We start from the raw sequence: 16,699 nt of genomic DNA on the forward strand, positions 1-16,699 counted from the left end.
TTGTGTCTGGTGGGCTGTTTTTTTTTTATAAGAGACGGGGCGACCACGGCCTGCGGGGGGGTCCCCCGGGCCGCCGGGCTCCCGCGCCCCGGGGCGCGGAAGCCGGGCGGTGACGGTTCAGGCGTCGCCCGGTGTGCCGGGGCCACCGCCCGTGTCACCGCCGTTGTCTCCTCCCCTCCCGTGTCGCCGCCGGTGCCGCCTCCGCTCGAGCCGCCGTCGGCGAGGTCCGGGGTCTGCCAGTCCCGCCAAGCGGAGAGGTCACCGAACCTGGCCGGGGAGATCCTGAACATCCCCGAGGAACTGCCAGACTTCAGCAGGAAATTCTGGATGTGCTGCCGCGGCGTGCGCCGCACCGGCCGGGTCGCGCAGTCGGCACCGTCGTCCTCGGCACCGGGTTCCGCCGCCGCGGGAACAAGGGTCTCGGCGGTACCCGGCTGCGGAAGGAGAGCGGCGACGGCCGGGCTCACGGCCACCGCGAGGACCGCGGCCGCCCAGGCCCAGGTCCGGTGTCGGGGGGAGCGCATCGGTACCCCCGAGGGGATGGGAGCACTCCCGGACTGGAAATACTTTCAGGGACATGACAATAACACCGACACGCCCGCTCGAGATTGACTCTTTCGAACTTCTACCGAAAGCCGGAAGCCGCGCGCGATCTGCCCCGATGCCGAAGACCTCGCCGCAGAACACCCCGTCCGTCCAGGGCGTCGCGAGCGAAACTTTCACTCGCCTTGCGACCGTGCTGTCGCCCCGACCCGCGGCAGGACACGGATCCGGTCACGGACGCACGCCTGCGGCACGGCCGAGCCGCGGCGCCGTCGCCCCGCCCCGGCCCCGGTCAGGCCACGCGGGCGCGTTCCCGTGCCGGGCGCACCGGCTCGGGCCGGGCGCGGGGGGCCGGTTCGGGACGTGCAGCCGGCTGGGCGCGGGCGGCGGGGCGGACGCGGTACGTCGTGCGGTTGGGGTCCACGACGGGATCGCCGAGGGTGATCCGCCCGGCCGCGTGCAACGCGTCGCATTCGGCGGTGGGCAGGGCGGCGTAACAGCCCCCCGTGCCGTTGGCCGAGTCGAGCGGGCGCCAGTAGCTGTACCTGCGGCGGCCGTTGGCGTACTCGGTGACGTACGTGGGAGTACGCGGGTCGGAGATGATGCGCAGCACGTCGGTGCGGGTGGTGTCGGCCGGGACGCGCGGCCGGGAAGGGACGGCCGGGGTGCGCGGCCGGGAGGGGGCGGCCGGGAACTCGGTCGTTATCGGTCCGCCACGACGGTGATCCGGTCGGCGGCGCGCGGTCGGCAGGGCGACCAGGGTGTTCGGACGGTCGACGGTGGCGAGCATCAGCAGAACCTTTCCGGAGCCGGGATACGAGACCGTCTACCCAGCGCGGCGCCGGAGTTGATCTCCTTTTCCGATCATTGTGCAACCTCGCACCGACAACGCGCAGACGCCACGCCCGGTTCCCGGCGGCATATTCACCCCGGCCGGTCAGACGCCCGGTCCCGGATCCGGGCGGACCGCCGCGTCGATGCCGGCGCGCGCCGCTTCGAGCTGGGCCGCGAAGGCGATGCCGAGCAAAAGGGCGACGGCGGTGAGGTAGGCCCACAGCAGCAGCGCGATGAAGGCGGTGAGCGGCCCGTACAGGGCGCCGAACGCCCCGCTGCCCTCGACGTACAGGGCGAGCAGCCACGTCGCCGCGACCCACAGCAGCAGATGCACGGCCGAGCCGAAGGCCAGCCAGGTGTAGCCGGGCTGGGCACGCCGGGGCGACCAGCGGAAAATCACCGCCGAGGCGATCCACGCCAGCGCCAGTCCCACCGGCAGCTCCAGCACGGTCCACCACCCCGCGCCGCCGCCGGATCCCCCGGCCACCCGGACCACCGCGTCGCTCACCGCGTCGCCGGCGACGAGCACGACGAACCCGAGGACCAGCGACAGGCCCGCGGTGAGCGCGAGGAGGACGGCCCGGCCGTACTTGCGGAGGAAGGGGCGGTCGCGTTCGATCCCGTAGATGCGGTTGGCGCCCCGCTCGATCTGGGCCATGGCCGAGGCGAGGTTCAGCAGGGCGAAGCCCAGGCCGAGCCAGAGCGCCAGCGCGCTGCCGAAGCCGTCGTGGGCGCTGTGCCGGGTCCCCTCGAAGGCGTCCTCGACGATGTCGGCACTGGCGCCGGGCACGATCCGGCCGAGGGTGAGTTCGATGACCCGGCTCACGCTCTCGGTGTGCACGGAGGTCGCCAGGCCGACCAGCGCCACGGTGAACGGCACCAGGCCGAGGACGACTTGAAAGGCGAGCGCCCTCGCGTTGGAGAAGCCGTCCGCGTAGCGGAAGCGGGCGAAGGAGTCGGTCAGCAGCCGCAGGCCCCCGTAGTGCCGCAGCGCGGCGAACGCCTCGTCTCCGGAGAGTTCCTCTCCGATCATGTCCCGGGTCTGCGGGACGTGGACGACGGTTCCCATACGCGGACACTCCTCGCGTCGAGTGGCTCTGCTCCACTCATTGATGGCCCGTTTCCCCGATGTCACACCTGCGGCGCTGCCGCTGCCCGCGGTGGTGGTCGTCGTGACGAGTGCGGTGAGGGCAACACGGCGACGGAACACGGTGGTTGTGCTCACCGGCCGGCCCCACCGGGACGGGTGTCGCGCGGGTGCGGGCCTCCCGGGGTTCCCCGGGAGGCCCGCCGGTGGTGGTGTCAGGAGCCGTCGCCGAGCGGGTCGTGTCCCCAGTTCATCAGCGAATGGCGCCAGCGGGTGTCGTGTACGTCGCCGGACGGGCGCTGGGCGAGGTGGCGGCGGATGTAGCCGACGACCTTGCGCATGTGCTCGTAGTCGTCGTCGGAGAGGTCCTTCCTGCCGGCGCGGAGGATGCCGGCGATGCGGCGGCCGGACGCGTGCCCGGTCGACTCGCCGCCGTCCCCGTGCTGCCCCGCGCTGCGGGACTCGTCGGTTTCCAGCCACTTCTCGAGGTCGGCCGGCTTCATGTTGACCAGCTCGCGGAACGCGTCCCAGGTCTCGTCCTTGCGGTCCGGTTCCACGGCGCTCACTCCTTCTTCTTCAGCGCGGAGGGCTTGTGGACCGCCGGCTTGCCCGACTTCTCGCTGCGCACCTCGTACTGCGGTTCCTCCTCCGAGGCGGCGACCGTGCGCCCGGCCGCCTCGGTACGCCCGGTGATCTTCTTCTCGACCTTGCCCGTCGTCTCGCTGCCGTGGCTGCTCCAGGCGACCTCGTCGCCCTTGTCGAGATCCTTGCCGCGGCCGGTGCCCTTGCTCATGTCCAGCGCCTCCTTCGGTGGCGGTCGGCTCGCTTCCACCCTGGTGGCACGGCGGCCCGCACGCATCTCAAAGGCGGCACACGTCCGGGCCGGCCCCGGAGGGCCGGCCCGGATCGGCGGGACGAAGGGATCAGACGAGGTCGAACCGGTCGAGGTTCATGACCTTGTCCCACGCCTTGACGAAGTCCTTCACGAACTTCTCCTTGGCGTCGTCGCTCGCGTAGACCTCCGCGAGCGCGCGCAGCTCGGAGTTCGATCCGAACACGAGGTCGGCACGGGTACCGGTCCACCTGACCTCGCCGGTGGCCGCGTCGCGGCCCTCGAACACGGCCTGGTCCCCGGACGTCGACTTCCACGTCGTGCCCAGGTCGAGCAGGTTGACGAAGAAGTCGTTGGTCAGGGTGCCGGGGGCCGTGGTGAACACGCCGAGCGGGGACTGCTGGTGGTTCGCGCCCAGGACCCGCAGGCCGCCGACGAGGACGGTCATCTCGGGGGCGCTCAGCGTCAGCAGGTTGGCCCTGTCCAGCAGCAGGAACTCGGCGGGCAGGCGGTTGCCCTTGCCCAGGTAGTTGCGGAAACCGTCGGCGGTCGGTTCGAGCGCGGCGAACGACTCCGTGTCCGTCTGCTCCTGCGAGGCGTCCACGCGGCCCGGCGTGAACGGGACCTCGATGTCGAAGCCGGCGTCCTTGGCGGCCTTCTCGACGCCCGCGGCACCGGCCAGCACGATCAGGTCGGCGAGCGAGACCTGCTTGCCGCCGGACTGCGCGGCGTTGAAGGACTCCTGGACGCCCTCCAGGGTGCGCAGCACCGTCGCCAGCCGGTCGGGGTCGTTGGCCTCCCAGCCGCGCTGCGGCTCCAGGCGGACGCGCGCGCCGTTGGCGCCGCCGCGCTTGTCGCTGCCGCGGAAGGACGAGGCCGACGCCCACGCCGTCGACACCAGCTCGGACACCGACAGGCCCGAGGCGAGGATCCGCTCCTTGAGAGCGGCGGCGTCCGCGGCGTCGATCAGGTCGTACGTGCGCTCCGGCAGCGGGTCCTGCCACAGCAGGGTCTCGGCGGGCACCTCCGGGCCGAGGTACAGCGACCTGGGGCCCATGTCGCGGTGGGTGAGCTTGAACCAGGCGCGGGCGAAGGCGTCCGCGAACTCGTCCGGGTTCTCCAGGAAGCGCCGGGAGATCGGGCCGTAGACGGGGTCGAAGCGGAGCGCGAGGTCGGTGGTCAGCATCGTCGGCTGGTGGCTCTTCGACGGATCGTGGGCGTCGGGCACGGTGCCCGCCCCCGCGCCGTCCTTCGGCCGCCACTGATGGGCGCCGGCGGGGCTCTTGAACAGCTCCCACTCATAGCCGAAGAGGATCTCGAAGAAGCTGTTGTCCCAGGTCGTCGGGGTGTTGGTCCACGTCACCTCGAGACCGCTGGTGATCGTGTCACCGCCCTTGCCGGTGCCGAAGGTGCTCTTCCAGCCCAGGCCCTGCTCCTCGAATCCGGCGGCCTCCGGGTCGGCGCCGACGTGGTCGGCCGGGCCCGCGCCGTGGGTCTTGCCGAAGGTGTGGCCGCCCGCGATCAGGGCGACGGTCTCCTCGTCGTTCATCGCCATGCGGCGGAACGTCTCGCGGATGTCGCGGGCCGAGGCGATCGGGTCCGGGTTGCCGCCCGGGCCCTCGGGGTTGACGTAGATGAGGCCCATCTGGACGGCGCCGAGCGGGTTCTCCAGCTCGCGGTCGCCGGTGTAGCGCTCGTCGCCGAGCCAGGTGGACTCGGGGCCCCAGTAGACGTCCTCCTCCGGCTCCCAGACGTCGGCGCGGCCGCCGGCGAAGCCGAAGGTCGTGAAGCCCATCGACTCCAGGGCGACGTTGCCGGAGAGGATCAGCAGGTCGGCCCAGGACAGGCTCTTGCCGTACTTCTTCTTGACCGGCCACAGCAGGCGGCGGGCCTTGTCGAGGTTGGCGTTGTCCGGCCAGCTGTTGAGCGGGGCGAAGCGCTGCTGGCCGGCCCCGGCGCCGCCGCGGCCGTCGCTGATGCGGTAGGTGCCCGCGCTGTGCCAGGCCATCCGGACGATGAGCGGGCCGTAGTGGCCGAAGTCGGCGGGCCACCAGTCCTGCGAGGTGGTCAGCACCTCGGCGATGTCCCGCTTCACCGCCGGAAGGTCCAGGGCCCCGAACGCCTCGGCGTAGTCGAAGTCCTCGCCGAGCGGGTTCGCCACGGCCGGGTTCTTGGCGAGGATCTTCAGGTTGAGGCGCTCGGGCCACCAGCGGTGGTTTCCGCCGCCCTGGGTGGGGTGCGGGGCGCGCCCGTGCGCGACCGGGCAGCCACCTGCCTCCTCCGTCTTGGGGTCGGTGACGATCGCGTCATGGTTCTCGGTCATGGGAGTCCTTCCGGGCGAAAATCTTCGCGCAGTTCAGATACTGCGGGAGGTGGAACAGTCGGGGCACAGGCCCCAGAAGACGACCTCGGCCTCGTCGATCACGAAGCCCTGGGCGTCGGACGCGGTCAGACAGGGCGCCTCACCGACCGCGCAGTCGACGTCGGCGACAACACCGCAGGAACGGCACACCAGATGGTGGTGGTTGTCCCCGACGCGCCCTCCGTAGCGGGCGGGGCCGCCGGCCGGTGCGATACGCCGCACCAGCCCTGCCTCGGTGAGCGCGTTGAGGGCCTCGTACACCGCCTGCAGGGAGACATGCCCTGTACGCCGGCGCACTTCGGAGGCGATCGCCTCGACTCCGAGGTGGCCGCCCTGGCGGACGGTGTCGAGGAGGGCGACGCGTGCGGCCGTCGCGCGCAGGCCCGCACCGCGGAGCTCCTCGGCGGTGGTCGACGGCCGGGATGCGGTCATGCGCCGAACCTATAGGCCCAGACACGAATAATTCCAGAGAACGAACCAGTCCAGTCTTGGGTCGTGTCCGGTAACTGCGGGTGACTCCCGGGTTGCGTGGCGCCGGCTACGCCGACGCGGCGGCGGTGTCGTCGTAGACGAGCAGTCCGTCGTCGCGCAGGCGTGCGCCGGGTGTGGGGCTGTGCCGTGTGTGGCGCCCGTCGTGCATCAGGTGACGTACCGGCACGTGGCGGGCGAGGAGGGCGAAGTCGGCGATGAGCCGCCGGTGGCACCGCCACCACACGGATTCGCCGCACATCACCGCGGTCGGCTCGCGGGCGACCTGCTCCAGCAGGGCGTCCATGGCGGCGCCGAACTCGGGGGTGCGGGTATGGGCGGCGTAGCCGCGGAAGGAGTCGTTGCGCCAGACGGTGTCGGGCGAGTCGGGCGGCGGTTTGCGGAAGCCCCCCAGGTCCCGTTCCCAGCGGTAGGCGATGCCCGCGTCGGGCAGCCATTCGGCCAGCCGTGCTCGCGCCAGGTCGGGATCGCGGCGGCTGCCGGGGCCGATCCGGACGTCCACGACGGCGGCGATCCCCGCGTCGCGCAGCAGCCGGGCCAGGGCGTCCCGGCCGGCGGTGCCGTGGCCGAAGGTCGACAACTCGCGCGGGGTCATGGCGCGCCTCCTCGTACCGGGGTCAGGCGGCGGGCTCCAGGCGGACGCAGCACCGGCCCGGTTCCGGCGCCGGACAGGCCTCGAGCCCCGTTTCGCCGAGTCCTTCGAGGACTCCGCGCATCAGGTGCAGGTTCATGCCGCACACCGTCCGCGCGTGCGCGCGGGCCAGTGCGTGGAAGGGGCAGTTGCCCAGGACGACGGACTCGCCGTCGTGCCGCGGCTCGAAGCCGTGCCGCTCCAGTAGGCGGAAGACCTCCGTCCCGTCGCCGTCCGTTCCCAGTCGTACGCCCAGTTCCCGCGCCCTGCGGTGCAGTACCTCGCGCACGGGTTCCCCGCCGGCGGCGGATTCCTCCACGGCCTGGGCGAGCAGCCGGCCGGCGAGTTCGTAGCGCCGGTCCGGCAGGCTGACGGCGATCTGCGCGGCCGAACGGCGGTAGAGCTTGGCCGGGCGGCCCGCGCCCGGTCCGGTGCGTCCGCTGCGCCGGACGTGGAGCACGTCGAGCAGGTTCTCCGCGGCCAGGCGGTCCAGGTGGAAGGCCGCGGTCTGCCGGGCCAGCCCCAGGGCCTCGGCCGCCTCGTCCCGGCCGACCGGGTGGCGCCGGCCCACCACGTAGTCGTAGAGCCGCCGGCGGGTGGGCTCGTCGAGGGCGGCGATGGCGGAGATCGCCGCGCTGCCCTTGTCGCGTACTTCTTCCGTGTCGTCCACGAACACCAGTGTAAAAGCAACAGCCATTGACTAAAGAACGGAACCGCGCTTCTATCATTAATGAGAGTTGTCGATAGAAGAAAGGTGCAGGCCATGGCCTCCACAACCACAAGCGGCACATCGGTCACGCCTCGGCGGGCTGCGCTCACCGACCCCGGATACCAGGCGTACGTCATCCTGCGCACCGGCTTCACCGTGGCGCCGGTCCTGTTCGGTCTGGACAAGTTCGCGAACCTCCTCGTCGACTGGCCCGCCTATCTCGCGCCGTGGATCGACGGCATCGTCCCGGGCGGCGCGCAGTCGGCGATGTACGCGGTGGGGGTGGTCGAGATCGTGGCCGGTGTCGTCGTGGGCATCGCGCCGCGCTTCGGGGGCTGGCTGGTCGCCGGCTGGCTCGCGGGCATCATCTTCAATCTGCTCACGCTGTCCGGCTACTACGACGTCGCGCTGCGCGACTTCGGACTGCTGCTCGGCGCGGTGGCGCTCGCCCGGCTGGCCCAGCGCTACCACGGCACCGAGTCCTGACCGGCGGTCAGTGCAGGACGCGCAGGGCTCCGGGCAGGACCCTGACCGTGACGGGGAGGACGGCGTCGACCTCCCCGTCGGTGCCGTAGGGGATCTCCCGGTCGGCCTCGATGCGGATCTCGCCGCCCCGCAGGATCCGCACCTGGGGCCGGCGCACGTGGGCGCCGGTCCTGAGCTCGTTCATCAGGGCGAAGAACAGCCGCCGGGGCGCCTCCTCGATCATCACGATGTCCAGCAGGCCGTCGTCGACGCGGGCGCCGGGGGCGATGGCGCGGCCGGAGCCGTAGAAGCCGGAGTTGGCGGCCACCACCGTGTACCCGGTGTGCGGGTGCTCGGCGCCGTCGACGGTGACACGGTAGCGGGCGGGCCGCCAGGTCGTGACGGCCCGCAGGCCGCCCGCGTAGTAGGACGCGGAGCCCTTCAGCAGCCGGGACCGGTTGGCGTGGCGGTTGGCCAGCGCGTCCACTCCGGCGTACACGCTGCCGAGGACGGCGGTGCGGTCGTGGACGGCCGAGGTGACCTCGATCGTGTCGACCCGCCGTGGCTCGGCGTGGAGCAGGATGCGGGCCAGGTCCGCCGGATCGCGGGGCAGTCCCAGCGCGCGGGCGAAGTCGTTGCCGCGGCCGGCCGGGACGATGCCGAGGGTCGCGCCGGTGCCGCTGAGGGCGCCGCCGACACCTCCCGCGATGCCGTCCCCGCCGACGGCGAGGACGATCCGCCCCCGCCGCCCGGCCTCGCGGGCCAGTTCCCGGGCGTGGGCCAGGCTGCGGCTGTACTCGGTCCGCAGATCGGCGCCCGCCTCGCGGAGGTGCCGGGCCAGGGCGAGCAGGGCCGCCGCTCCGTCGGCCGCGCCCGCGGTGGGGTTGACGACGGCGGTGAACTGTCGCATCGGGGTGCCTCCGGGCGGGCCGACGGGATGGGGACGAGCGGTTCAGGGGTTCCGGGTCAGTCGGCGGGCAGCAGGACACCGGGGTTGAGCAGCCCCGCCGGGTCCAGCCGCCGCTTCACGGCACGCAGGGCGTCGACGCCGAGCGGGCCCGCCTCGCGGACGTACCAGTCCCGGTGGTCGGTGCCGACCCCGTGGTGGTGGCTGATCGTGCCGCCGGCGGCGAGGATCGCCTCGCCCGCGGCGTGCTTGGCACGCGTCCAGTGCGCCACGGGATCCTCGCCCCGGGCGCAGACCACGGTGAAGTAGAGCGAGGCGCCGTTCTCGTAGACGTGCGAGATGTGGCACATGACCAGGGGCGGGGTGCCGGCCCCGGTGAGGGTGGCGGTGAGCGCGTCGCGGACGGAGGCGTACAGCGCGGGGACGCGGGACCAGAACGTCGCGGTCTCCAGCGTCTCCGCGAAGGCCCCGGCGTCGAGGAGCGCGTCGCGCAGGTACGGGGCCGAATAGCGGCCGTGTGCCCAGCGCCGGCCCGGCTCCTCGCCGAGCGGTGTGCCGCCGCACTCGCGCAGGACGGCCGCGGCGCGCTCCCTGCGGTACCCGGTGTCCTCGGCCGTGCCCTCGTAACCGGCGACGGCCGTGCAGCCGGCGGCCTGCCGCGCTCCGGAGCCGATCGCGCCGAGGTCCGCCAGGCCGATCAGCGTCTCGGTCTCGTCGGACAGGCGCAGCACGGTGGGCCGCGGTCCGTCCTGGGCGAGCCGGCGCAGGGCGGTGGTCCCCTCCTCGAAGGAGGGGAAGTGCCAGCCTTCGTAGCGGCGGGTCCGCGGGACGGGCCGGACGCGCACGGTCACGGAGGTGATGACGCCGAACGCGCCCTCCGATCCGAGGACCAGCTGGCGCAGGTCGGGTCCGGCGGCCGAGCGGGGGGCGCGGCCGGTGTCGAGGGTGCCCTCGGGGGTGGCGAGGGTGAGGGAGAGCACCATCTCGTCGAAGCGGCCGTATCCGGCGGACGCCTGGCCGCTGGAGCGGGTGGCGGCGAAGCCGCCGATGGTGGCCCACTCGTAGGACTGGGGGAAGTGGCCGAGGGTGAAGCCGTGTTCGGCGAGGAGCGCCTCCGCCCGCGGGGCACGCAGGCCGGGTTGCAGGGTGGCGGTGCGGGAGACCGGGTCGAGGCCGAGCAGGCCGTCCATGCGCCGCAGGTCGAGGGCGGCGAAGGCACCGCGCCGTTCGGGGGCGAGACCGCCGACGACGGAGGTGCCCCCGCCGAACGGCACCAGCGGCAGGCCGTGTTCGGCGCACACCCGCAGGACGGCGAGCACCTCGTCGTGACCGCCGGGCAGGAGCACGACGGCCGGGACGGCGGCGATGTCGCCCTCGCGGATGCGCAGCAGGTCGGGGGTGGACTTGCCGCGCGTGTGCCGGACGCGGGTCTCGGCGTCGGTGCGCACGTGGGCCTCGTCGCCCAGAGCGGCGGCCAGGGCGCGGTGCGCGGCCGGCGCCAGCGGGCTCTTGGGGACGGTCAGGTCCTCGAGGGCGAGGGGGCCGGCCTCGCGCGGCTCGACGCCGAGCAGATCGCGCAGCAGCCCGATCACCGTGTCGGGCAGCGGTGTCGCCTCGGCCGGGTCCCCCCAGCCGCTCCACAGCATGTCCATGACTGTCGTCCTCATCGGTCGGTCGGGAATGAACGGGGCCGTCGAGGTCGCCTGGCGGCCGCCATGGCGTTACACTGTGACACATGACGCCTATTCGTCACAACGGTTCCGGCGGTTCGGACAACGACGCGGTGCTCGACGCGGTGCGGGACTGCGTCCTGGCCGTCGGGGTCCGCCGCACCACGCTCACCGACGTGGCCCGCCGCGCCGGGGTCTCCCGGATGACGCTGTACCGGCGGTGGCCCGACGTGCGGACGCTGGTCGGCGACCTGATGACCCGGGAGTGGGTCGCGGTCGCCACCGGGGCGCTCCCCGAGCACCGGCCGGGCGTGCCCGCGCGTGCGGTGATCACCGAAGGGCTGGTGGCGGCGGTCCGCGCCTTCGGCGCCCATCCGCTCTTCCGGAAGATCCTCGACGTGGACCCCGAACTGCTCCTCCCCTACGTGCTGGACCGTCGCGGGGCGAGCCAGGAAGCCCTGCTGGAACTGCTGGCCGGCTCCCTGCGCGAGGGGCACGCCGACGGCTCGGTGCGCGCCGCCCACCCCGAACGGCAGGCACGGTCGGTGCTGCTGATCGTGCAGTCCTTCACCCTGTCCCTGCGGACCATGACCGACGAGGACGACCCCGAGCTCGCCCCCGAGGCGTTCCTCGGCGAGCTGCGCGGCATCCTGGAGAGGACCCTCACGCCATGAACTCCCCCGGTGGCCCCGCCTCCGCCTCGTCCCTGTCCGCCGGCCGGCGCGTGCGTGAGCTGGCCGATTCCGTCGGCGGCCCCGTCGTCGACGTGCTGGTCGTCGGTCTCGGCGCCACGGGCGCCGGGGCGGCGCTGGACGCCGCGGCGCGCGGGCTGGGCGTGGTCGCCGTCGACGCCCACGACCTGGCCTTCGGCACGTCCCGGTTCAGCAGCAAGCTCATCCACGGCGGGCTGCGCTATCTCGCCTCCGGACGACTGGGCGTCGCCCGTGAGAGCGCGGTCGAACGCGGGGTGCTGATGGAGCGCACCGCACCCCACCTCGTGGGGGCCCAGCCGTTCGTGCTGCCCCTCACCCCGCTGGTCTCGCGCGGTCAGGCCGCCCTGGCGCGGGCCGGGTTCCGGGCCGGCGACACGCTGCGCCTGGCCGCCCGCACGGCCCGGGCCACCCTGCCCCCGCCGCGCCGGCTCTCCGCGACGGAGACCCTCCACCTCGCCCCCGCGCTGCGGCGCGACGGTCTGCGCGGCGGTCTGCTGTCCTGGGACGGCCGGCTCACCGACGACGCCCGTCTGGTGACCGCCCTCGCCCGTACGGCCGCGGGGCGCGGGGCGCGGATCCTGACCCGGGTCCGGGCCCTGGAGCTGACCTCCACGGGCGCCCGCGTCCGTGACGAACTCACCGGCGAGGAGGGCGAGATCCGCGCCCGCGCGGTGATCAACGCGTCCGGTGTCTGGGCGGGCGGCCTCGTCGACGGCGTCCGGATACGGCCCTCCCGGGGCACCCACCTCGTCCTGCGCCCCGAGAGCCTCGGCCCCCTGACCACGGGCCTGCACATCCCGATCCCCGGGGAGAGCGACCGCTTCGTCCTCGTCCTGCCCCAGGACGACGGCCGGGTCTACGTCGGCCTCACCGACGAACCCGTGGCCGGCGACATCCCCGACGTCCCCCGGGCGCCCGAGACGGACATCGGCTTCCTCCTCGACGTCCTGTGCTCCGTCCTGGACGCGCCGGTCCGCCGTGCCGACGTGGCCGGCGCCTTCGCCGGGCTGCGGCCGCTGCTGGACACCGCGGGGGCGCACTCCGGTACGGCACTGCGGACCGCCGACCTCTCACGGCGGCACGCGGTGCTCATCTCGTCCGAAGGCGTCGTCACCGTCGTCGGCGGCAAGCTCACCACCTACCGGCGGATGGCCGAGGACGCCGTCGACACCGCCGTCCGCGTCCGGGGCCTGCCGGCCGGCCCGTCCCCCACCGCGTCCCTGCCCCTGGTGGGCGCCGCGCCGCCGCGCGTCCTCGCCGAACTGCCCGCGCCGCGCCGCCTCGTCCGGCTCTACGGCACCGAGGCCCCGGCCGTGCACGCGCTCGGCGCGCGGGACCCCCGGCTGGGCGAGCCGGTGCTGCCCGGGTATCCGGTCACCGGCGCCGAGCTGCTCTGGTCCCTGCGCCACGAGGGAGCGCTCGACGAGGAGGACGTGCTCGACCGCCGTACCCGCATCGGACTCGTCCCCGCCGACCGGGCCACGGCACTCGACGCGGTGCGCGCGCTCGTGAACGGGGCTTTGTCACAAGGGGGTTGAGCACGGGGTCAGCGCTCGTGGACGCCGACCTCGCGGAGCGAGTACCCCCACTCGGTCCCCCGGTCCAGGAACCGCACGCGCACGTGGCGGGTCGGTGAGGCGGCGAACGTGGCCGTGTCCAGCCCGCCGTCGCCGGAGGTGGTGGACCAGGCGGTGCGCCAGTTCGTGCCGTCGGTGGAGAGGTCGACGCGGTACGCCGTGCCGTACGCGCGTTCCCAGTCCAGGGTGACGCGCCCGACCCGGTGGGTGGCGCCGAGGTCGATGCGGAGCCACTGGTCGTCGCTCCAGTCGCTCGCCCAGCGGGTGCCCCGGTCGCCGTCCACGGCCCGGCCGGGCGCGTAGTCGGTGAACGGGTTCCATTCCGTCGAACCGGCCGTGGCGGGTGCGCCGGCGGCGAGGTTCACCCCGGCCCGGTGCCGCTCGGAGGCGCCCCAGGTGTCGAGGTAGGACTCGGCGCCCCTGAAGAGGTCGTCCACCACGTGCTGTCCGCCGACGCGCCGGATGTCCTCGATCCAGTCGGGGACGAGGCCGTAGTGCGCGGCTCCGTCGGTGTTCAGGTCCCAGGTGCGCTCGCCGGTGGTCTGCCGGTCGAGCACGGAGCCGCCGTCGACGCTGCGGAAGGGATAGGTGACGGCGTCGGGCGCGTCCGCGCCGCGCGGGGCCGGCCAGCCGCCGACGCCGTTCATGTCCGTGCCGTAGCCGTAGCCGACGCCGTACTCGTCGCGCAGTGCCCCGGTGCGGTCCGCCTCGGCGACGAAGCCCTCCGAGCCGTGCATGTACTGGGCGACGAACCCGCCGAGGCCGTAGACCCGCTCGGTCCAGTCCAGGTCCATCCAGCTGTGCGACGAGAGCACGCCGGGGTAGGACTCGGACTCGAAGATGTCGAGCACCCGGCCGGTGGCCCTGACGCTCATGTGGTCGATCTCGAGCATCATGTTGCGTTCCATCATGCCGCGCACGGCGTACTCGCCGAGTTCGGTGAGCCCGCGGACGTTGCACCGCGCGTCCTCGTCGTACGACGGGACCTCGACGCCCGCGGGGAGCTCCTTCTCGGCGCCGGGTGCGGAGGCGAGGCCGATGGGATTGTCGGCCTGCGGGCCGGTGCACTTCCCGGTCCGCCAGAAGGTACCGGTGGACAGGAACTGCCCGACGTTGATCGCGGTGCCGAGCGCGCCCTCGTCGAAGCGCACCCCGCACAGCGCGTTGTCGAACTTGTGGCACAGGAACATGCTGCGCACGCCGAGTGCGTACAGCTCGTCCAGTCCGGCGTCGATGTCGGCCCGGTCGCACTGCGCGACGTCCAGGACCTGTTTGCACCCGAACGGTTCGGAGGTCTCGACGCCGAGGACGACCGCGAGCTTGCCCTGTGCGACGACGTCGCGGGCCTGCGCACTGTCGGTGACGATCCGGAACCAGCCCTTGCCCGGCCCGCCGTACATCCCGTCGATGTGGGCCTGCAGGTCGTACGTCAGCTTCGCCTGCAGCCGGATGGACGTCATCTCGTCGCAGCCGCGGTCCTTGAAGAAGTACACGGAGCAGATCACGCCGTTGGTGACGAGGTCGTTGACCAGCACCCGCTGTCCGCCGCGCCAGGCGCGTTCGATCCAGGCGTAGTAGTTCTGCTGGTGGGTCAGGGAGTCGTGCGCGGGCCAGTCCCTGAAGGTGGGCCAGCCGACCGGATCGTGCCTGCCGTCACCGCCGCCCGTGATGAAGTCGAAGAGGGCGAGCGAACCGTCGGGGTAGTGCTCGGGGCAGTCCTTGAGCGCGTCGGCGATCCCCTTCGCGGAGAAGGCCTTACCGCAGATGAGCCGGCCGCCGAACGCCTCGTTGGACATGATGTGGTTGTGCGCGTCGACGAACCCGCGCACCTCGCCCGCGGCGTTCGTGCCCTTGAACGGCTCCCCGGTGACGCCGATCCCGGAGTCGGGCGCGGGCCGTGCGACCGGATCCCACCAGTCGCCGCCGGCGGCGGAACTGGACGTGGGCACGAGGGCCGCGGCCAGCACGAGGAGGAGCAGCGATACGACCCCGAGGTGTCGTCGGGTGCGGTACGTGGTCATTACGCACGTCCCTCCGTCACGGAGTTGTCATGACCGGTGCAAAGATATGGGGCGAGGATCGCTACTGGCGCGTACGGCGTCAAGGGCGCGCGCGTCACCCGTCCGCTTCGGGCCCCTCACGGGAAGCCGCGGGACCGCGGCATCGCCCTGTGGTTCCCGGCCTCTTCGCCGGCCTCCCGGCCGACGGCCACCCCGGTGCCCCGGTGTGGTGCGAGCGGCTGCCCGGTTCTCCCCCGGCCTGTGCGGCGAGTGACACCGAGGCCGTGTGGGAGCTCGCGGACCACCGGCCGGTCGTCGTGGAGCACCCTCCCGAGCACGCGGGTCACGCCCCGCGCACCGTCTTCGTCGACGACTTCGACGACCGGGTCGCCCGGATCGCCGCGCGAGGGCTCGAACCCGTACGGCGGGAGACCTGCGCGAACGGCGTCCGCAGGGCCACGTACCGGGACCCCGGCGGGAACGCGTCCGGCTCCGGCGGGGCACCCGCTCGAGCGCTGTCTCCCGGCACGGGACAGCCGGCCGGAACTACCCCTTGCCGCCCGTCTCGTAGTGCAGGGAGATGGAGCGCAGGACGTCGGTGGAGGAGACGTCGGTGCGGCCCTCGTCGTGGATCTCGGCGAGCTGGACGAAGGCGAGGGTGAGCGCGGAGGTGATCTGCACGATGGCGGGGCCCAGCTTCTCGGTGACGATGTCCGCCATCTCGCGCGCGCTCGCGTCGGCCGGCAGCTGGATCCGCGGCAGCATCTCCTCCAGGAGCTGGGCGACGGCTCCGCTCCCCGTCACATCGGCATCCGGGTTCGCGCGGAGCCGCCGCCGCATCTCGAGGGCCTCGGTCAGGATCCCCACACCCCGCTGCATGATCTCCCGCTGCTCCATGGGCACAGCCTAGACATGGACTGGCCCGGCCGAACCGCTTCTGACTATCATCCTTTGCATATACGAGGGAGAGTTTCGTCCAACGAGGGCGGCTGCTGTGCGCGGGTGTCCTCGCCCGAGTGAGTGATCCATGTCCCGCACCGGCTCCACGGACGACGGCGACGAGCTTCTGGTCAGGCTCGGAACGCTGACGGCACAGGCGCGTGCGCAGGCCGAGGTGCAACGCTCCCGGGTCGAACTGGCCATCGCCCTGCAGCGCGGCATGCTGCCGAGAGGGCTGCCCGTCGCCGACGGGGTGCGGCTGGCCGTGCGGTACGCGCCCGCGTACCGGGGTCTCAATGTCGGCGGTGACTGGTACGACGCCTTCACCATGTCCGACGGCCGGATCGGTCTGTCGATCGGTGACGTCCAGGGGCACAACATCGAGGCGGCCGCCTTCATGGGGCAGGTCCGGGTCGGGCTCCGGGCGCTCGCCTCCGTCGACAGCGAACCGGGCGAGCTCCTCGCCCGGACCAATGAACTGCTGTTGTCCCTCAGCTCGGACCTCTTCGCCACCTGCACCTTCATGCGGCTCGATCCGGCCACCCGGCTGCTGGAGAGCGCGCGGGCCGGGCATCTGCCGTGTGTGTGGGCCACCGCGGACGGCCGGTCCGGGGTGACCGAGGACGAGGGTGGTCCTCCGCTGGGCGTCCAGCACGGGGTGGTCTATCCCGTCACCCGCTACCGGCTCGACACGGGCGGTGTCTTCGTGATGCTCACCGACGGGGTCGTGGAGGGCCCGTCCATGCACCTCGACGAGGGACTGGACCAGGTGGTGCGGCTCGCGGGCGTCGCCGCGGTCGCACGCCTGGACACGGACGCGCTCGCCGCCGCCGTGATCAAGCAGGCCGAGCGGGTGGGACACGACGACGACGCGGCCGTCATGGTGATCGGGCACGACGGACTGGCCACTCGGCCATAGGGCCGCAGGCCCGCGCGTCTCA

The 16,699-nt window shown here is 73.0% G+C and carries 16 protein-coding genes; 4 read left to right on the forward strand and 12 right to left on the reverse strand.

All coding sequences use genetic code 11. The features are described from left to right. Nucleotides 1-835: 835 nt before the first annotated feature. The 8 genes from ACFXAE_RS13285 to ACFXAE_RS13320 all read right to left on the reverse strand — a co-directional run bounded on the left by ACFXAE_RS13285 (nucleotide 836) and on the right by ACFXAE_RS13320 (nucleotide 7,454). Nucleotides 836-1,333, reverse strand: a complete 498-nt coding sequence (locus ACFXAE_RS13285; RefSeq protein WP_384712629.1) for a hypothetical protein — start codon at nucleotides 1,331-1,333, stop codon at nucleotides 836-838. 147 nt (nucleotides 1,334-1,480) lie between these two features. Beyond that, the gene (locus ACFXAE_RS13290; RefSeq protein ID WP_384712632.1) at nucleotides 1,481-2,446 is read right to left on the reverse strand and encodes a YihY/virulence factor BrkB family protein; all 966 of its coding nucleotides are present in this window, start codon (nucleotides 2,444-2,446) and stop codon (nucleotides 1,481-1,483) included. Nucleotides 2,447-2,679: 233 nt separating this feature from the next. Then, nucleotides 2,680-3,030 (reverse strand): DUF3140 domain-containing protein, encoded by a 351-nt coding sequence (locus tag ACFXAE_RS13295; protein WP_384712635.1) that lies wholly within the window; start codon nucleotides 3,028-3,030, stop codon nucleotides 2,680-2,682. Further along, nucleotides 3,027-3,257, reverse strand: coding sequence for a DUF2945 domain-containing protein (locus tag ACFXAE_RS13300; protein WP_384712638.1), 231 nt, complete (start codon nucleotides 3,255-3,257; stop codon nucleotides 3,027-3,029). Before ACFXAE_RS13300 ends, ACFXAE_RS13295 begins: the two co-directional genes overlap by 4 nt. Before the next feature lie 130 nt (nucleotides 3,258-3,387). Next, nucleotides 3,388-5,619, reverse strand: a complete 2,232-nt coding sequence (gene katG, locus ACFXAE_RS13305; RefSeq protein WP_384712641.1) for a catalase/peroxidase HPI — start codon at nucleotides 5,617-5,619, stop codon at nucleotides 3,388-3,390. 33 nt (nucleotides 5,620-5,652) lie between these two features. Then, nucleotides 5,653-6,090, reverse strand: coding sequence for a Fur family transcriptional regulator (locus ACFXAE_RS13310; RefSeq protein WP_384712644.1), 438 nt, complete (start codon nucleotides 6,088-6,090; stop codon nucleotides 5,653-5,655). A 106-nt stretch (nucleotides 6,091-6,196) separates the two neighbouring features. After that, nucleotides 6,197-6,742 carry a DUF488 family protein gene (locus ACFXAE_RS13315; protein ID WP_384712647.1) on the reverse strand — a complete coding sequence of 182 codons (546 nt, stop codon included), beginning with the start codon at nucleotides 6,740-6,742 and terminating at the stop codon, nucleotides 6,197-6,199. Between the two features lie 22 nt (nucleotides 6,743-6,764). Continuing rightward, entirely contained in the window at nucleotides 6,765-7,454 is a 690-nt protein-coding gene (locus ACFXAE_RS13320) for a helix-turn-helix transcriptional regulator (protein ID WP_384712947.1), read from the reverse strand. 87 nt (nucleotides 7,455-7,541) lie between these two features. Here ACFXAE_RS13320 and ACFXAE_RS13325 point away from each other — a divergent pair, with 87 nt between their 5' ends. Continuing rightward, a complete protein-coding gene (locus ACFXAE_RS13325) occupies nucleotides 7,542-7,973 on the forward strand; it encodes a hypothetical protein (RefSeq protein WP_384712649.1) in 432 nt (143 codons plus the stop codon). A 7-nt stretch (nucleotides 7,974-7,980) separates the two neighbouring features. Here ACFXAE_RS13325 and ACFXAE_RS13330 read toward each other — a convergent pair whose 3' ends face one another. Both ACFXAE_RS13330 and ACFXAE_RS13335 read right to left on the reverse strand, forming a co-directional pair. Next, nucleotides 7,981-8,862: a YegS/Rv2252/BmrU family lipid kinase gene (locus ACFXAE_RS13330; protein WP_384712652.1), complete on the reverse strand. Its 882-nt coding sequence runs from the start codon at nucleotides 8,860-8,862 to the stop codon at nucleotides 7,981-7,983. Nucleotides 8,863-8,918: 56 nt separating this feature from the next. Then, complete coding sequence (locus ACFXAE_RS13335) at nucleotides 8,919-10,511, reverse strand: FAD-binding oxidoreductase (protein WP_384712949.1); 1,593 nt, start codon at nucleotides 10,509-10,511, stop codon at nucleotides 8,919-8,921. An 83-nt stretch (nucleotides 10,512-10,594) separates the two neighbouring features. On the opposite strand from ACFXAE_RS13335, the gene ACFXAE_RS13340 reads away from it, so the two are divergent. Next, on the forward strand, nucleotides 10,595-11,203 hold the full coding sequence (locus ACFXAE_RS13340; protein WP_384712655.1) for a TetR/AcrR family transcriptional regulator: 609 nt from the start codon (nucleotides 10,595-10,597) through the stop codon (nucleotides 11,201-11,203). After that, nucleotides 11,200-12,780: a glycerol-3-phosphate dehydrogenase/oxidase gene (locus ACFXAE_RS13345; RefSeq protein WP_384712658.1), complete on the forward strand. Its 1,581-nt coding sequence runs from the start codon at nucleotides 11,200-11,202 to the stop codon at nucleotides 12,778-12,780. The genes ACFXAE_RS13340 and ACFXAE_RS13345 overlap by 4 nt, the downstream gene beginning before the upstream one ends. Before the next feature lie 8 nt (nucleotides 12,781-12,788). On the opposite strand, the gene ACFXAE_RS13350 is transcribed toward ACFXAE_RS13345, so the two are convergent. After that, complete coding sequence (locus tag ACFXAE_RS13350; RefSeq protein ID WP_384712661.1) at nucleotides 12,789-14,840, reverse strand: discoidin domain-containing protein; 2,052 nt, start codon at nucleotides 14,838-14,840, stop codon at nucleotides 12,789-12,791. 525 nt (nucleotides 14,841-15,365) lie between these two features. After that, a complete protein-coding gene (locus ACFXAE_RS13355; protein WP_384712664.1) occupies nucleotides 15,366-15,716 on the reverse strand; it encodes a hypothetical protein in 351 nt (116 codons plus the stop codon). A gap of 130 nt (nucleotides 15,717-15,846) precedes the next feature. On the opposite strand from ACFXAE_RS13355, the gene ACFXAE_RS13360 reads away from it, so the two are divergent. Further along, entirely contained in the window at nucleotides 15,847-16,677 is an 831-nt protein-coding gene (locus tag ACFXAE_RS13360) for a PP2C family protein-serine/threonine phosphatase (RefSeq protein WP_384712666.1), read from the forward strand. Nucleotides 16,678-16,699: the final 22 nt, after the last annotated feature.

This window comes from Streptomyces sp. NPDC059454, assembly GCF_042749965.1.
In the GTDB taxonomy this organism is placed as follows: domain Bacteria; phylum Actinomycetota; class Actinomycetes; order Streptomycetales; family Streptomycetaceae; genus Streptomyces.

What these genes read in the sequence shown, in the direction of transcription:
- ACFXAE_RS13285 (WP_384712629.1), bottom strand. Translation starts at nt 1,333, where the DNA reads ATGCTCGCCACCGTCGACCGTCCGAACACCCTGGTCGCCCTGCCGACC.
- ACFXAE_RS13290 (WP_384712632.1), bottom strand. Translation starts at nt 2,446, where the DNA reads ATGGGAACCGTCGTCCACGTCCCGCAGACCCGGGACATGATCGGAGAG.
- ACFXAE_RS13300 (WP_384712638.1), bottom strand. Translation starts at nt 3,257, where the DNA reads ATGAGCAAGGGCACCGGCCGCGGCAAGGATCTCGACAAGGGCGACGAG.
- katG (WP_384712641.1), bottom strand. Translation starts at nt 5,619, where the DNA reads ATGACCGAGAACCATGACGCGATCGTCACCGACCCCAAGACGGAGGAG.
- ACFXAE_RS13310 (WP_384712644.1), bottom strand. Translation starts at nt 6,090, where the DNA reads ATGACCGCATCCCGGCCGTCGACCACCGCCGAGGAGCTCCGCGGTGCG.
- ACFXAE_RS13315 (WP_384712647.1), bottom strand. Translation starts at nt 6,742, where the DNA reads ATGACCCCGCGCGAGTTGTCGACCTTCGGCCACGGCACCGCCGGCCGG.
- ACFXAE_RS13325 (WP_384712649.1), top strand. Translation starts at nt 7,542, where the DNA reads ATGGCCTCCACAACCACAAGCGGCACATCGGTCACGCCTCGGCGGGCT.
- ACFXAE_RS13330 (WP_384712652.1), bottom strand. Translation starts at nt 8,862, where the DNA reads ATGCGACAGTTCACCGCCGTCGTCAACCCCACCGCGGGCGCGGCCGAC.
- ACFXAE_RS13335 (WP_384712949.1), bottom strand. Translation starts at nt 10,511, where the DNA reads ATGGACATGCTGTGGAGCGGCTGGGGGGACCCGGCCGAGGCGACACCG.
- ACFXAE_RS13340 (WP_384712655.1), top strand. Translation starts at nt 10,595, where the DNA reads ATGACGCCTATTCGTCACAACGGTTCCGGCGGTTCGGACAACGACGCG.
- ACFXAE_RS13345 (WP_384712658.1), top strand. Translation starts at nt 11,200, where the DNA reads ATGAACTCCCCCGGTGGCCCCGCCTCCGCCTCGTCCCTGTCCGCCGGC.
- ACFXAE_RS13350 (WP_384712661.1), bottom strand. Translation starts at nt 14,840, where the DNA reads ATGACCACGTACCGCACCCGACGACACCTCGGGGTCGTATCGCTGCTC.
- ACFXAE_RS13355 (WP_384712664.1), bottom strand. Translation starts at nt 15,716, where the DNA reads ATGGAGCAGCGGGAGATCATGCAGCGGGGTGTGGGGATCCTGACCGAG.
- ACFXAE_RS13360 (WP_384712666.1), top strand. Translation starts at nt 15,847, where the DNA reads ATGTCCCGCACCGGCTCCACGGACGACGGCGACGAGCTTCTGGTCAGG.